The 15,207-nt window shown below is 69.9% G+C and carries 14 protein-coding genes; 13 read left to right on the forward strand and 1 reads right to left on the reverse strand.

What is annotated here, in order from left to right:
• The first annotated feature begins 219 nt into the window (after positions 1-219).
• From ABNX41_RS12825 to ABNX41_RS12885, 13 genes are all read left to right on the forward strand, one after another.
• The gene (locus ABNX41_RS12825) at positions 220-1,761 is read left to right on the forward strand and encodes an FAD/NAD(P)-binding protein (RefSeq protein ID WP_438670118.1); all 1,542 of its coding nucleotides are present in this window, start codon (positions 220-222) and stop codon (positions 1,759-1,761) included.
• 5 nt (positions 1,762-1,766) lie between these two features.
• Positions 1,767-2,258 carry a hypothetical protein gene (locus ABNX41_RS12830; protein WP_438670119.1) on the forward strand — a complete coding sequence of 164 codons (492 nt, stop codon included), beginning with the start codon at positions 1,767-1,769 and terminating at the stop codon, positions 2,256-2,258.
• Positions 2,255-2,857, forward strand: a complete 603-nt coding sequence (locus tag ABNX41_RS12835) for a peroxidase-related enzyme (protein WP_438670120.1) — start codon at positions 2,255-2,257, stop codon at positions 2,855-2,857. The genes ABNX41_RS12830 and ABNX41_RS12835 overlap by 4 nt, the downstream gene beginning before the upstream one ends.
• Before the next feature lie 18 nt (positions 2,858-2,875).
• Positions 2,876-3,982 (forward strand): NAD/NADP octopine/nopaline dehydrogenase family protein, encoded by a 1,107-nt coding sequence (locus tag ABNX41_RS12840; protein ID WP_438670121.1) that lies wholly within the window; start codon positions 2,876-2,878, stop codon positions 3,980-3,982.
• Between the two features lie 104 nt (positions 3,983-4,086).
• Positions 4,087-5,196 carry an ABC transporter substrate-binding protein gene (locus tag ABNX41_RS12845; RefSeq protein ID WP_438670122.1) on the forward strand — a complete coding sequence of 370 codons (1,110 nt, stop codon included), beginning with the start codon at positions 4,087-4,089 and terminating at the stop codon, positions 5,194-5,196.
• A 173-nt stretch (positions 5,197-5,369) separates the two neighbouring features.
• Positions 5,370-6,374, forward strand: coding sequence for an ABC transporter permease (locus ABNX41_RS12850; RefSeq protein ID WP_438670123.1), 1,005 nt, complete (start codon positions 5,370-5,372; stop codon positions 6,372-6,374).
• On the forward strand, positions 6,371-7,162 hold the full coding sequence (locus tag ABNX41_RS12855; protein WP_438670124.1) for an ABC transporter permease: 792 nt from the start codon (positions 6,371-6,373) through the stop codon (positions 7,160-7,162). The genes ABNX41_RS12850 and ABNX41_RS12855 overlap by 4 nt, the downstream gene beginning before the upstream one ends.
• Positions 7,159-8,241 carry an ABC transporter ATP-binding protein gene (locus ABNX41_RS12860; protein WP_438670125.1) on the forward strand — a complete coding sequence of 361 codons (1,083 nt, stop codon included), beginning with the start codon at positions 7,159-7,161 and terminating at the stop codon, positions 8,239-8,241. Before ABNX41_RS12855 ends, ABNX41_RS12860 begins: the two co-directional genes overlap by 4 nt.
• Positions 8,242-8,990: 749 nt before the next feature.
• A complete protein-coding gene (locus ABNX41_RS12865) occupies positions 8,991-10,295 on the forward strand; it encodes an MATE family efflux transporter (RefSeq protein WP_438670126.1) in 1,305 nt (434 codons plus the stop codon).
• Between the two features lie 193 nt (positions 10,296-10,488).
• Complete coding sequence (locus ABNX41_RS12870) at positions 10,489-11,010, forward strand: metal-sensing transcriptional repressor (protein ID WP_438670127.1); 522 nt, start codon at positions 10,489-10,491, stop codon at positions 11,008-11,010.
• 389 nt (positions 11,011-11,399) lie between these two features.
• Entirely contained in the window at positions 11,400-12,716 is a 1,317-nt protein-coding gene (locus tag ABNX41_RS12875; protein WP_438670128.1) for an MFS transporter, read from the forward strand.
• A gap of 197 nt (positions 12,717-12,913) precedes the next feature.
• The gene (locus tag ABNX41_RS12880) at positions 12,914-13,228 is read left to right on the forward strand and encodes a DMT family transporter (protein WP_438670129.1); all 315 of its coding nucleotides are present in this window, start codon (positions 12,914-12,916) and stop codon (positions 13,226-13,228) included.
• A gap of 179 nt (positions 13,229-13,407) precedes the next feature.
• Positions 13,408-13,881: a DUF4177 domain-containing protein gene (locus ABNX41_RS12885; RefSeq protein ID WP_438670130.1), complete on the forward strand. Its 474-nt coding sequence runs from the start codon at positions 13,408-13,410 to the stop codon at positions 13,879-13,881.
• Positions 13,882-13,937: 56 nt separating this feature from the next.
• On the opposite strand, the gene ABNX41_RS12890 is transcribed toward ABNX41_RS12885, so the two are convergent.
• Positions 13,938-15,050: a pyridoxal phosphate-dependent aminotransferase gene (locus ABNX41_RS12890; protein ID WP_438670131.1), complete on the reverse strand. Its 1,113-nt coding sequence runs from the start codon at positions 15,048-15,050 to the stop codon at positions 13,938-13,940.
• Between the last annotated feature and the right edge of the window lie 157 nt (positions 15,051-15,207).

The following is a 15,207-nucleotide window of genomic DNA, read 5'->3' on the forward strand; positions in this document are numbered from 1 at the left end:
AGTGCTGCCGTCCGGGTTCGGCCCGGCAGGCAGGGTGGCGGGTTCCGGTCCCTTGTGGATCCGGGTCCGGCATGGGGCCAGAGGGTCCGGCTCGGCAGGCGTCTGGTGTGGATCGGCCCGGTTCGGGCCATCTGGCGGCCCGGTCCCGCAGAATTCGGGCGGGTCGTCGCAGTTTCGGTCATGCCCCTTGGGGCGGGCATGCGAAATCACGGAGGCGAGATGACGAAGGTGGATGCTGTGGGGGTGGATGCTGCAGGGCCCGAGGGGCTGAAGGCGCTTGAGGCGCGGCTGGCGCGGGATTTGCAGGATCTGTGCTACCCGCCCGCGAACTGGGTGCCGCCCGCCAACCCGGGGCCGCAGGCCGGTGGGGTCGTCGGCCCGGTGGTCGATGCCGTCATCGTCGGCGGCGGCATGTGCGGCCTTGTCGCCTGGTTCGCGCTGACCCGCGCGGGCATCCGCAACATCCGCATCATCGACGCCGCCCCCGAGGGCCGCGAGGGCCCCTGGGTCACCTATGCGCGGATGGAGACGCTGCGCTCGCCCAAGACCCTGACCGGCCCGGCCTCGGGCCAGCCCTCGCTGACCTTCCAGGCCTGGTATCGCGCGCAGTTCGGGCCCGGGGCCTGGGAGGCGCTGGACAAGATCCCGCGCCCGATGTGGATGGATTACCTGCGCTGGTATCGCCGGGTGCTCGGCATCGCGGTCGAGAACGAGACGCGGCTGGATCTGGTCGAACCCTCGGGCACGGGCGACTCGGGCACGGGCGATCTGCTGCGGCTGCACCTGTCGGGCAGGGGCGCGGGCCAGGTGCTTGCGCGCAGGCTGGTGATGGCGACCGGGCGCGACGGCACCGGCGGGCCGGTGATCCCGGGCTTTGTCGGCGGGCTCGACCGTCGCTTCTGGGCCCATTCCGCCGATCCGATCGATTTCGCGGCGCTGAAGGGCAAAAGGGTGGCGGTGGTGGGCGTTGGCGCCTCGGCCATCGACAATGCCGCCGAGGCGCTGGAGGCGGGCGCGGCAGAGGTGCGCCACCTGATCCGGCGCAAGGAGATGCCGCGGATCAACAAGTTCATGGGCATCGGCAGCTACGGCTTCACCTGCGGCTTCGCCGGGATGGACGATGCCTGGCGCTGGCGCTTCATGAATTACTCGTTCACCAGCCAGACCCCGCCGCCGCGCGGATCGACGCTGCGGGTCTCGCGCCATGCCAATGCGTTCTTCCATTTCGGCAAGGCCGTCTCGGCGCTGGACGAGCGGGACGGCGCGGTCCGGGTCTCTTTCGCGGACGGCACCGCCTATGACACGGATTTCGTGATCCTGGGCACCGGCTTCACCGTGGATCCGCTGTCGCGGGTCGAATTCGGCGCGGCGGCGGCCGAGATCCGGCTGTGGTCGGACGTCTACACCCCGCCCGAGGGCGAGGAATCGCGCGATCTGGGGCTGTTCCCCTATCTGAACCCGGATTTCACCTTTCAGGAAAAGCATCCGGGCCGCGCGCCCTGGCTGCGTCTTGTCCATTGTTTCAACTATGGCTCGACCGTCAGCCTGGGCAAGGTCTCGGGCGATATTCCCGCCGTCTGGGTGGGCGGCGAATGGCTGGGCCGCGAGATGGCGCGCAGCCTTTATCTTGAGGATATCGAGCGCCACTGGCAGGCGCTGCACGATTATGCCACCCCCGAGCTTCAGGGCGACGAATGGCGGCCGAGCGAGATCGGCGCCGACCGGCTGGTGAACGGGCTGGTGAAGGCCGAAGAGGTATGAGCGCGATGGAAAAGACGCTGCAGACGAGTGTGACCGCGATGGCCGGGCTGGTCCCCGGCAGCGCCGCCGCCGCCGAGGTGGCGGCGCGCGAGACGATCTTCCTGCGCACGCAGGAGGCCGAGGATGCGGTCCTGCGCCCCGCCGATCCGGGCGGGCTGTCGCATGACCTGCGCCATGCGCTTGCGGCGCGGATCGCGGCGGTGAATGCCGCGCCCGCGCTGGCGGCGCGCTACGGGCAGGCCATCGTCGACCCCGAGCTGCGGCCCTTCGCCGATCCGGTCACCGGGACCGAGGACCGGGCGCTGGCGGCGATGCTGGCCTTCACCGATGCGGTGGCGCGCAATCCGCGCGATTTCGGCGCGGGCGACCTCTCGGCCCTGCAGACCGCCGGGGTGGCGGATGCCGATATCGTGCGGCTGGCGGAGTTGAACGCCTTTCTGGCCTATCAACTGCGGCTGATCGCCGGGCTGAAACTGATGGTGGAGAACCCGGCATGAGCGCGCCCGACACCCAGGACCCCGCCGTCATCCGCCGCTTCACCCGCAAGGTGCCGAAATGGCGCCCGCGCGTGGTGCCGGTGAAACTGGCCGAGGCGACGCCCGAACAGCTTGAGGCGCTTCAGGTCACGCCCTCGAACACCAAGGTCTCGGATTACGTCCTGGTGCTGGCCCATGACGTCGAGACGCTGAAGGTGCGCTCGCCTCTGTTCAACGCCATCATGTATGGCAAGGGCGGCATGAGCCGGGCCGAGCGCGAACTGGGGGCGATCTCGGCCTCGATCGTCAACCATTGCATCTATTGCGCCGCCGTCCATGCCGACCGCCATGCGCAACTGACCAAGGACACCGGCGTCACCGACCGGCTGTTCGCCTCGGGCCAGAAGGCCGAGCTTTCGCCGCGCGACCGGGCGATCTTCGATTTCGGCCTGGCGCTTTCGAAGACGCCGCAGGAGGCGGGGGCCGAGGACCTGGCGAAGCTGCGCGCGGCGGGGCTGGACGAGGGCGAGATCCTCGACCTGATCCTGTCCACGGCGCTGTTCGGCTGGGCCAACCGGCTGATGCATATCCTGGGCGATCCGGTGCGGGCGCAGGACTGAAAAGGAGAGGAAGCGGGAATGGGTCTGGCGACAGGGACAGAGCGGCTGACGGTCGGGATCGCGGGGGCGGGGGCGGTGGCCTTCGCCACCGCCGCATATCTTGAAAGCCGGGGCCATCATGCCGTGCTGTGGTCGCCCTCGGGCGCGGGAACGGCGCGGCTTGCGGCGGGCGAGCCGTTGCAGGCCCGGGGCGCGCTTGAGGGCGTGTTCCATCCCGGCACCGCCGCCTCGGCCCGGGATCTGGCCCGCGCCGATGTGGTCCTGATCGCGCTGCCCGGCTATGGCCACAAGGCGGTGTTCGACGCGCTGGCGCCGCATCTGCGCGAAGGCCAGCCGGTCATCGTCTCGTCCCATGCCTCGTTCGGGGCGCTTTATCTGCTGGACCTGCTGGCGCGGCGCGGCGTCTCCTTGCCGGTGACGGTCTGGGGCACCACGCTGGCGACCGCGCGCAGGCCCGATCCGGTGACGGCGCAGGTCAACACCATCCGCTCGAAGATCGACCTCGCCACCGTGCCCGCCTCGGCGCGGGAGGCGGGGCTGGCGCTGTGCCAGCGCCTCTTCGGCGACAGGTTCGTCGCGCGCGAGGGGTTGCTGGCGATCTCGCTCTCCAACCTCAATCCCCAGAACCACATGGGGATCGCTTTGTGCAACATGACCCGGATGGAGCATGGCGAGACCTGGAGCCAGGGCGGCAACGTCACCCCCAATGTCGGGCGGCTGATGGAGGCGCTGGACGCCGAGCGGGTGGCGATCGCCGGGGCGCTTGGCCTGAAGGTGCGCACGATCTTCGAACATTACCACCTGTCCTATCACGTCCCGGTGGCCTCGATCGCCGAGATGAACGCCGAGCTGCACGCCAAGGGCATCGGCGGGCAGGGCCCCGCCACCGCCGACAGCCGCTATGTGACCGAGGACGTGCCCTACGGCCTTCTGGTCACCGCCGCCATCGGCGATCTGGCGGGCCATCCGGCGGTGCTGCACCGCGCGGGGGTCGAGATCTTCTCGGCGCTCTACGGGCGCGATTTCGCCGCCGAGAACACCCTTCTGGCCGCCATCGGACTTGAGCGGCTGAGCCTTTCCCAGTTGCAGGACGCCTGCCGCGAGGGGGTGCTGCCGCCGCGCTAAGACCCGGCGCGCGCAAGACGGAAGACGGACGCCTGAAGCCGTCGCCGAGAGACGACCACGAGAGACTACCAGCCAACAGCGAGAGAGAGAAAAGGGGATACCCGATGTCGAAACTGATCCTGAACCGCCGCCGCTTCCTGCACGGGACGGCGCTTGGCGCCGCCGCGCTGGCCAGCCCCGCCTATCTGCGCGGCGCCTCGGCCCAGACCGGGGGCGAGGTCAATATCTGGACCTACAACGGTTTCGTGCCCGATGCCTTCAAGGCCCAGTTCGAGGCCGAGACCGGGATCAAGGTGAACATCCGCCTGGTCGACGACCAGGGCAAGCAGTTCAACCTTCTGGCCGCCGAACAGCCCAATCCGACGGTGGATATCCTGACCGTGGCCGGTCACCGCTATCTGCAATTCATCGATTCGGACCTGCTGGCGCCGGTCGACACCGGGCGGCTGACCAACTGGGTCAACATCAACCCGGTGTTCTCGGAAAGCGACTGGGGCACCATCAACGGCAACAAATGGGGCGCGCCGATCCTGTCGGGGGCCGAGGTGCTGGCCTATAACACCGAGGTCGTCAGCCTTGAGGAGGCGCTGACCTGGGACACGCTGTTCTCGGACAAATACGCCCGGCAGAACGCCTATATCCTGCAAGACATGATGTCGGTGCTGATGCTGGCCAATGGCTACGACGGCAATATGGTCGCCTATCTGGACGACGAGGCCGAGGCCGCGCGGATCATGACCGAGACCCGCGATTTCCTGATCGCCAACAAGTCCAAGGTGCGCAACTACTACGATGGCGGCGCCGAGGTGCAGCAGATGTTCATCAACCAGGACATCGTGCTGGCCCATGCCTGGAACGGCCCGATCGCGACGCTGATCGCCGACGGCTTCCCGGTGGCGATGACCATCCCGAAGGAGGGCAGCTACGGCTTCGTCTACACGCTGAACGTGGCCAAGGGCGCGCCGAACGAGGAAAACGCCTATACCTTCCTCAACGCGCTGCTCGCCAGCCCCGAGATCGGCGCCGAGATCAGCCGCTCGTCGGGCTTCATCTCGACATACAAGGATGCCGACCAGCATCTGACCGAGCTGGAGCGCGCCGCGACCTCCTTCCCCGAAGAGCAACTCGCCGGGCTGCAATTCTTCCGCGCCGAGGCCAATGAGATGAAATACCGCCTGATGGATCCGGCGGTCGAAGAGATCAAGGCGGCCTGAGCCCGGTCCTCCCGTCCGGGCGGGGGCGTCTCGCGCGCGCCCCGCCCGGTGTTTCGCCGCTTTTCCAGATCCACAACGACCCGCCCGCCGCGCTTGCCCGCCGCCAGCCCCCTTCGCTGCCGGTCGGCCCCTGGCCCGGCGCGCGCGGGGATGTCAACAAGGCGACGCGCCCCATGTCCGATCTTTCCTCTTCCGGGGGGGCCTCTCTCGGGGGGCCTTCCCCGGGCCATCCGCTTCCCGATGCCGGGCGACCGGGGTTCTGGGGCCGCCTGACCGGCTTCGGCCCCTATCGCGGTTTCAGCGACTTCGTCCTCGCCTCGCCCCGCCGCCAGTTCTGGCTCTTGCTGATCGTGCCGCTGATCTGGGTGTTCGTGACCCATCTGGGGCCTATCCTGCAGATGCTTCAGGTCAGCTTCCTGACCAACTACCCGCCCAGCCCGGCCAAGGTGACCGGCTATACGCTGGACAATTACACCCGCTTCTTCTCCGAGGGGATCTTCATCACCCCCTTCATCCGCACGCTGGTGTTTTCCTCGGTGCTGACGCTGGCGACGCTGGTGATCATGTATCCGGTGGCCTATTTCCTGGCCCGCCACGTCAAGCGCGACAACCAGATGCTGTTCCTGATGCTGCTGCTGGTGCCGTTCTGGGTGGGCGAGGTGGTGCGGATCTATGCCGTGATGATCCTTCTGGGCAACAACGGCGCGATCAATATCGCGCTGCAATGGCTTGGCCTGATCGAGCGCCCGATCCCCTTCATGTATACCGGATTCTCGCTGTCGGTGGGGATCATCTACCTGACCGCGCTCTACATGCTGATGCCGCTTTATTCGGCGCTGGAGAAGATCCCGGCGAATTATTCCGAGGCCGCCGCCGATCTGGGCGCGGGGGCCTGGACCCGGTTCCGCCGCGTCACGCTGCCCCTGTCGCTTGAGGGCGTGGGCGCGGGCTGCACCCTGGTCTTCCTGATCTCGACCGGGATGTATGCCACGCCGGTCCTTCTGGGCGGGCCGGGGACGACGCTGTTCTCGCAGGTCATCTCGGGCTTCTTCCATGTCGCGGGCGACCAGTGGCCGGTGGGGGCGGCATTCTCCTGCATCCTGCTGATCGCCGCGCTTGCGGTTTCGGGCGGGTTCAACCGGCTGATCGGCTTCCTGTCGAAGAGGGTGGTGAAATGACCCGCAATACCCGCATCCTGATGCAATGCCTCTACTGGGCCTTCGTGGTCTATCTGCTGGTGCCGCTGGCGCTGATGATGGTCATGGGGTTCAAGGATTCCAAGTTCATCGGCTTTCCGATCCGGTCCTGGACGCTGGACTGGTATCTGGGCGTCTTCGGCGACGCGCAGGTCGTCTCGGCCATGCTCTATTCGCTGGTGATCGCGCTGGTCTCGACTGCCATCGCGCTGGCGATGGGGACATGGATCGCGGTCGCCCTCAGCGGGCGGGCCTTCTGGGGGCGCGCGCTGGTCCTGGGGCTTGCGCTGCTGCCCGCGGTGATCCCGGGCGTCATCTCGGCCATCGCCTTTCGCATCTCGGCCCGGGTGATCGGGATGGATCCGGGGATGTGGGCGATCATCTGGTCGCATGCCATCCACAACGTCCCCTTCGTGCTGCTTGTGGTGATGGCGCGGCTTTCGACCCTGCCCAAAAGCTATGGCGAGGCGGCGCGCGATCTGGGGGCCGATCCGTTCGTGGCCTTCTTCCGTGTGACGCTGCCCTATCTGACGCCCTCGCTGATCGGGGGGGGCGTGTTCTGCATGCTGCTCAGCTTCGACGATTTCGTGCGCTCGTTCTTCCTTGGCGGATATGAACCGACGCTGCCCGTCCTGATCTTTGCCAAGCTGCGCTCGGGCATGTCGCCCGAGATCAACGCCATCTCGACCGTCGTTCTTGTCCTGACCGCGATCCTCGGCATCTGGGCCGAGCGTTCGATGCGCAAACTTTCCAAAAGGCCCGACCAATGACCCACGATCCCATCGTCCGCATCGAGGGCGTGACCAAGCGTTTCGGCGATTTCACCGCGCTGCACGAGATGAACCTGGAAATCGCCAGCGGCGAGTTCGTCACCTTCCTCGGGCCCTCGGGCTGCGGGAAATCGACGACGCTTCGCATCCTTGGCGGGTTCGAGAGCCCCGACACCGGGCGCATCGTGCTTGGCGGGCAGGATGTGACCGCGCTGCCGCCGAACCGGCGCAACGTCAACATGGTGTTCCAGGACTACGCGCTCTTCCCGCATATGACGGTGCGGCGCAACATCGCCTTCGGGCTGGAGCTGAAGGGCATGGGCCGCAACGCCATCGCCGCCCGGATCGAGGAGCTTGCCGCCTTCCTGGAGCTGTCGGCCTATCTCGACCGCCGCCCCGACCAGCTTTCGGGCGGCCAGCGGCAGCGGGTGGCGCTGGCGCGCGCGCTGGCGCCCGATCCTGCGCTTTTGCTGCTGGACGAGCCTCTGGGCGCCCTGGATGCCAAGCTGCGCGCCCAGGTCCAGGTCGAGCTGAAGGCGATCCAGCGCCGCACCGGCAAGACCTTCTTCTTCGTCACCCACGACCAGGAAGAGGCGCTGACCATGTCCGACCGGATCGTGGTGATGAACAAGGGCCGGATCGAGCAGGACGGCACGCCGGAAGAGCTTTACTTCCATCCGGCAAGCCGCTTCGTGGCCGAATTCATCGGCGAGACCAACCTGCTGGAAGGCCGTTTCGGGGGGCTCTCCGGGGGCTTTGCCGCCTTCGACTGGCAGGGCCACCGGCTGCGCGCCGCCGTTTCGGGTGGTGGAGCGGCGGCAGGCCCCGAGGGCGGCGCCCGCACCGCCTCGCTCCGCCCCGAGCGCATCCAGGTCTCGCGGGATCGGACCGGCGCCGAGAACGAGGTCGAGGGCCGGATCCTCAGCCGCATCTTCAAGGGCAGCCGCCTGCTTCTGGACGTGGCCGTGGGCGAGGCGCGGCTTCAGGCCTATGCCGAGACCGACAGGGGCGCGGGTCTTCTCGATGGCCCGGTCTGGCTGGGCTGGAGCGCGCAGAGCCTGACCCTGCTCGGCGATTAGGGCGCGCATCGGGCCCGGCGACACCCGTCGCCGGTGCCCCCCGCCCGCGCGCGGAAGGGGGCGCCCGATGCGTCCCCCTGGCCCGCGGTGCCGGACCCTGACGGGCCCCTGAGCGGCGGCCTTCGGCGCCGGGGCCCGGTCGCCTGCCGAATCGACGGCCAGGCCTTCGAGCCGCAGGGAATGCGCGAGTCGTCCCTTGGCCCGCTGCCGGGCCCCTGCGGGGGGCTCTCCGGCCTCGGCCACGCGCCGCAAGGGGCGTCCGATGCGTCCCCCCTGGCCGTGCCCGGCCCCCCTGGCCCGTGCCCGGCCCCGATGGGCTCTGACGCGGCCAGCTTCGGCGCCGGGCCCGGCAGGCCGATCGCCCCGGTCGCGTGCCGCCCCCCTTGGCCGCGCCGCCCCTGGCTGGCCTCTGCGCGGTTGCATTCGGGGGGAGGGGTGCGGCGACCTGCGGCGCCGATGGCGCTGGCTGCGCCACATGCAAGGCGCTATGCGCCCTCTCGGCCGGGCGCGCGCTTGCTGAGCCGCTGCGCGTCAGCGCGGGCGGCCGGAGGGGGGCGGTGGCGGGAGAGGCGAGGGCCGGTCCGCGGAGCGGGACGGCGCCTTCCTTTCCGTCGATTGCAAAGGAGCGCGGAATTATCACCGTCTGGCCCCTTCCGTTCCGCCGGGCCATGGCGCAGCTTTCACCGACCCGACCCGACCCGACCCGACCCGACCCGACCCAGCTTCCCTCACCCAAACCGGCCAGGATCATGCAGGACATCACCCATCGCAGGGTTCTCGGCATCGCGCTGCCGATCCTTGTCTCGAATGCCACGATCCCGCTGCTCGGGCTGGTCGATACCGCCGTGGTCGGGCGGCTCGGCGCCGCCGCGCCGATCGGGGCGGTGGGGATGGGCGGCGTGATCCTCACCACCTTCTATCTGCTGTTCAGCTTCCTGCGCATGGGCACCTCGGGCCTTGCCGCCCAGGCCCATGGCCGCGCCGACCCGGCCGAGACCGCGATGGTGCTGCACCGCGCGCTGCTGATCGCCGCGGTGTCGGGGCTGGCGCTGATCCTTTTGCAGATCCCGATCCTGGCCGGGGCCTTCGCCGTCTCGCCCGCCAGCGCCGAGGTCGAGGAACTGGCCCGCGCCTATGTCTCGATCCGCATCTGGGGCGCGCCCGCGGTGATCGGGCTTTACGCCGTCACCGGCTGGCTGATCGCGCTGGAGCGGGCGCGCGCGGTGCTGATGCTGCAACTGTGGATCAACGCGATCAACATCGCGCTGGACGTGGGTTTCGTGATCGGCCTGGGCTGGGGGGTGCCTGGGGTGGCGGCGGCGACGCTGATCGGGGAATGGGCGGGGCTTGCCATGGGGCTGTGGCTGTGCCGCGACGCCTTCGCGCGCCATCTGCGCGCACGGTGGGACGCGCTGGTCGAGCGCGCGGCGCTGCGCGGGATGATGGCGATGAACGCCGATCTGGTGGTGCGCTCGCTGCTGCTGCAGGCCTGCCATACCTCGTTCGTCTTCCTCTCGGCGGGGCAGGGCGATGTCGGGCTGGCGGCCAATCAGGTGCTGTTGCAGTTCATGTTCCTCTTCGCCTTCATCCTGGACGGATTCGCGCTTTCGGCCGAGGCGCTGGTGGGCCAGGCGGTGGGGGCGCGCGCGCCGGGGCATGTGCGGCGGGCGGCGGTGATCTCGGGGCAATGGGCCTTCGGCGCAAGCCTCGTGCTGACGCTGGGCGTGCTTTTCGGCGGGCCGCATCTGATCGCGGCCATGACCACCTCCGAGGCGGTGCGCGCCGAGGCGGCGCGGTTCCTGCCCTGGATCTGGGCGCTGCCGCTGGCCAGCTTTGCAAGCTATGTGCTGGACGGGATCTTCATCGGCGCCACGCTGTCGCGCGAGATGCGCAATGCGATGGTGCAGGCGGTGCTGCTTTACGGCCTGTCGCTTCTGGTCTTCCTGCCACTGTTCGGGCCGCATGGGCTGTGGCTTGCCATGCTGGCGCTGAACCTTGGGCGCAGCCTGATGATGGCGCGGCGCTACCCGAGGGCCGAGGCCAAGGCCCGCTGAGGGCGGGGCGGTGTGGGGGCGCGAGGGTCCGGCTGCGCGGTCCGCGCGCGCGCGAGGGCCCGGCTGTGAGGCTTCCGGCTGAGGCCGCGGGAGGCGCGGCCCCGGGTACGCCGTTCCGGCGGCGAGAGGTTCGGGCCAGATCCCCGGCCCGCGATGGATTGCCAAGCGCGCCTTGCGCCTGCATCTTTGCGCAATGTCAGATCCCGTCTCCACCCGCGCCGCCATCCCCGAACCGACGGCCTCTGCTTCCGCTGGCCCCGATCCGGCAGGCCCCGGCCCGACCCCGGTCGGGACAGGCGGTCCCGCCCAGACTGACTCATTCCAGCCTGACGCCGACCCGACTGGCCCCGACCCGACTGGCCCGGAAGCGACTGGCACCCGGCCGACCGCAGCCGCTCCGTTCCGCCCCGAGCCGACCGCCGCCACGGCGCAGGCGCCGCATCGCCATGAAAGCCACCCGGCCATCGCCGCCCGGCTCAAGCGTGCGGGCGGGCATCTGCGCCATGTCGTCGAGATGATCGAGGCGGGCGCGCCCTGCGTCGATATCGCCCGCCAGCTTCTGGCGGTCGAGCGTTCGGTGGCCGAGGCCAAGCGTCAGTTGATCCACGACCATATCGACCATTGCCTCGCCTCTGGCGGCGAATCGCCCGGCGGGGGCGAGAGCCCCTCGGGCCACGACCTGGCCGAGCTTAAGGCGCTGACCAAACTGCTCTGACCCCGCGCCAGCCGCCGACCTCGCGCGCCGACAGTGCGGCCCCGGGCCGGGCTGTGCCACTCCGGCCGATGCCAGTTCGGGCGATGCATTCCGAGTCCCTGCACCTTTCTAAGGCATGTCTTTCCCGATGACCGTCCGGGCGTAACCCGTCTGGGCAGTCTGTCTGGGGGAGGGGCACGCCTGTCGGTTCCGGGGCGCCGGGCGCGTCCGTCTTCGGTCGCGCCTTTCAGCCTGTGCCTGTCCCGCCCCCTGTTTTTTTGGGGGCCGATCTGTCCCGGCCCGCCCGTCCCGGCCTGCCCGCCCGGGCGAAATCCTCGTCATCATCCCCCCCTGGGGGGATATTGCATTCATCCCCCCAGGGGGGATAGGGTCGCGGCAGGAGGCCCGCCATGCTCAGACCGCTCGCCAATCGAACCTACCGCCATCTCTTCGCCGCCCAGGTCGTCGCGCTGCTGGGCACCGGGCTGATGACCGTCGCGCTCGGCCTTCTCGCCTATGATCTGGCGGGCGAGCGGGCGGGGGCGGTGCTGGGCACCGCGCTTGCGATCAAGATGGTGGCCTATGTCGCTATCGCGCCGCTGGCCCAGGCCCTGACCGAGCGCCTGCCGCGCCGGGCGGTGATGGTGGGGCTGGATCTGGTGCGGGCGGGCGTCGCGCTTTTCCTGCCCTTCGTGACCGAGGTCTGGCAGGTCTGGCTGCTGATCTTCCTGCTTCAGGCCGCCTCGGCGGGGTTCACCCCGATGTTCCAGGCCGTCATCCCCGACATCCTGCCGAAGGAAGAGGAATATACCCGCGCGCTCTCGCTGTCGCGGCTGGCCTATGACCTGGAAAGCCTGCTGTCGCCCGCGCTCGCCGTGGCGGCGCTGAGCGTCATGAGCTTCCACGGCCTGTTCGCGGGCACCACGCTGGGCTTCCTGCTCTCGGCGGCGCTGGTCCTGTCGGTGGCGATCCCGACGCCCGCGCCCGATCCGGGCGCCGCGCGCCGGGGCATCTGGGACCGCACCCTGCGCGGCAGCCGGATCTATTTCGCCACCCCCCGGCTGCGCGGCCTGTTCGCCATGACCCTGACGCTGGCGGCGGCGGGGTCGATGGTGATCGTGAACACGGTGACCATCGTCAAGGTCGGGATGGGGCTGGGCGAGCCGCAGGTGGCGCTTGCGCTGGCGGCTTTCGGCGCGGGCTCGATGCTGGCGGCGCTGGCGCTTCCGGCGCTGCTCGACCGGGTGCCGGACCGGGCGGTGATGATCGGCGCCTCGGCGCTGCTGGTGCTGGCGGCTTTCGCGGGGGCGATGGTGCGCGACTATCCGGCGCTGCTGGCGCTGTGGCTGGTGACGGGCGTCGGGTTCAGCGCCTCGCTGACGCCCTCGGGGCGGCTCTTGCGCCGCTCGGCCACGTCGGCGGAGCGGCCCGCGCTTTTCGCCGCGCATTTCGCGCTGTCGCATGGCTGCTGGCTGGTCTTCTATCCGCTGGCGGGCTGGCTTGCGCTGCGGGTCGGAATGCCCGCGACCTTCGTCACCCATGGCGTGCTGGCGGCGCTGGCGCTGGCGGCGGGGATCCGGCTCTGGCCGCCGGAGGATGCGGCTGAGGGGGCGGGGCATTCCCATCCCGACCTGCCGCCCGATCACCCGCATCTTCTGGCCCATGGCCAGGGCGCGGCGCATCGCCATGGCTGGCTGGCGGACGGGCTGCATCCGCCGCGCGGCTGAGACGGGGGCCCGAATCGCCACGCTTGATCGCCACGCTTGATCGGGGGCGCGATCCGTGGGAAAACCCCGCGCGGCCCGAATCCATCCTGCGGTATCCATCCTTCGATCCGGGTCGCCGCGCCGGGGACGACCCCGGCCCGCTTCCCCTGAATCCGACCGGGACGACCCGGCCTTTCCCGATCAGAAGGAGGGCCGTCATGCCCTGGATCATGCTGTTCTGCGCCGGTCTTTTCGAAATCCTCTGGGCCAGTTCGATGAAGCTCTCGAACGGGTTCACCCGGCCGGGCCCGACCGCCGTCACCCTGCTGGCGATGATCGCGAGCTTCGCGCTCTTGGCCATGGCGATGCGCAGCCTGCCGCTTGGCACCGCCTATACGGTCTGGACCGGGATCGGCGCGGTCGGGGCCTTTGTCGTCGGCCTTGTCGCGATGGGAGAGCCCGCGACGCCGGCGCGGCTGCTGGCGGCCGGGCTGATCGTCTCGGGGATCGTGCTGATGAAGCTTTCGTCCTGATTCCCCCGGCGCACAATCCCTTGCGGCGGGGGCCTGGGCTGACCGCAAGGGATTGGGGTCTGTTGCGCAAAGGCCCTGGATTCGCCGAAAAACCTTTCGTTATTTGGACTTGGGCGGCGAATCTCGTAAACTCCGCCCCAGCCGCGCCCTGCCTGGGCGCGCCGACAGGAGAGCCCGAGATGCAGCGTTACGAATACCGGGTGATCCCGGCCCCCCGCCGGGGCGAGAAGGCCAAGGGGGTCAAGACCACCGAAGAGCGTTTTGCCCTGGCGCTGACCCATCTGATGAACGAATTGGGGGCCGAGGGCTGGGACTACATCCGCGCCGACGCCCTGCCGGTGGATGAGCGCGCGGGCCTGACCGGCACGCGAACCAGCTATCAGAACATGCTGGTCTTCCGCCGTCCGCTGGAAGCGCGCGCCGCGCAGCCCTCGTTGGAGCCGACCGCGCTCGCGCCGCGCGAGGTCGCGGCGGTGTCGGCCCCGGTGGCGCCTGCCGCCGTCGCGCCCCTCGCGGCGCCGTCGCTGGCCGCGCCCTCGGGGCGGCAGGAAACCGCCTTTCCGGCCGTGAAACTGGGGGCCCCGAACGAGGCGGCCGATGGTCGCGCGGCGCCCGCGCTCGGCCCCGCCAAGCCCGAACTGGCCGCCGAATAAATCTGGCCCGAATAAGCTTGGGTCAATAAGCTTGGGCTGGGCGGTATTCGGCGGGCTCAGCCCGCCGGAGCCGTCGCGGCGGCGAGCGCCTGCGGCAGCACCTCCTCGAACACGTCGAGCACCGGATCGGGGCCGAGGCTGACCCGGATGCAGCGGTCCAGCGGCGCCACGCCCGGCATGCGGATGAACAGCCCGCGCGCCAGGCTTTCCTCCAGCACCCTGCGGGCGAAATCGCCGTCCTTTCCGCAATCGACCGCCACGAAATTGGTGGCCGAGGGCAGGGCGCGCAGCCCGTTCGCCCCGGCGATCCGGGCGACGCGGGCGCGTGCCGCCTCGATCCGGCGCTTGACCGAGGCCAGCCAGTCGCGGTCGGCCAGCGCCGCAAGCGCCCCGGCCTGGCCGATCCGGCTCATCCCGAAATGGTCGCGCACCTTGTCGAAGGCGCGGGCGAGCTCGGGCGCGGCCAGCGCATAGCCCACCCGCGCCCCCGCCAGCCCGTGGCCCTTGGAAAAGGTGCGCAGCCGGATCACCTGCGGATGATCGGCGGCGATGCGGGGCAGGGTGCCTTCGGGGGCGAGATCGGCATAGGCCTCGTCGAGCAGCAGAAGCGTATGGGCGGGCAGGGCCGCCACCATCTCCTCGATCACCGCGCCCGGATGGTGGCTGCCCATCGGATTGTCGGGATTGGCGAGGTAGAGCAGCCGCGCCCCGGTCGCGCGCGCGCGGTTGAGCAGCGCCTGCGGATCCTCGTGATCGTCGCGGTAAGGCACCCGCGACAAGGCGCCGCCGAACCCCTCGACATGGAAGACGAAGGTCGGATAGGCGCCGAGCGAGGTCACGACCGGCACGCCCGGCTCCAGCGTCAGCCGGCAGATCAGGTTCAGAAGATTGTCGATCCCCGGCCCCACCACGACATGGGCGGGCGTGACGCCGTGATGCGCGGCCAGAGCGTGCTTCAGATCGTGGTTCTCGGGATCGCCATACATCCAGGCCTCGGCCGCCGCCGCGCGCATCGCCGCGATGGCGAGGGGCGAGGGGCCGAAGACGGATTCGTTGGCGCCGAGCCGGGCGCGGAAGGCGCGGCCCTGGCGGCGCTCCAGCGTCTCGGGGCCGGTGAAGGGCACGCTCGAGGGCAGGGCGCGGGCGAGGGGGGTGAGATATCCGGTCATGATGGCGCGCAGGATTGCCGCAGCGCCGGGGCGGCCGCAAGGGGCTCTGCCGGGCGCGGGGTGAAAAGAGCGGATGGGGGCTGTCGGGGGGGGGGGTCGGGGAAGCGGTTTGCGGTGGGGGGCGGTGTCGAAGGGGGGGGGGGCCGCCCCCCCCGCG

It is taken from the genome of Pseudogemmobacter sonorensis (assembly GCF_042762395.1).
In the GTDB taxonomy this organism is placed as follows: domain Bacteria; phylum Pseudomonadota; class Alphaproteobacteria; order Rhodobacterales; family Rhodobacteraceae; genus Pseudogemmobacter; species Pseudogemmobacter sonorensis.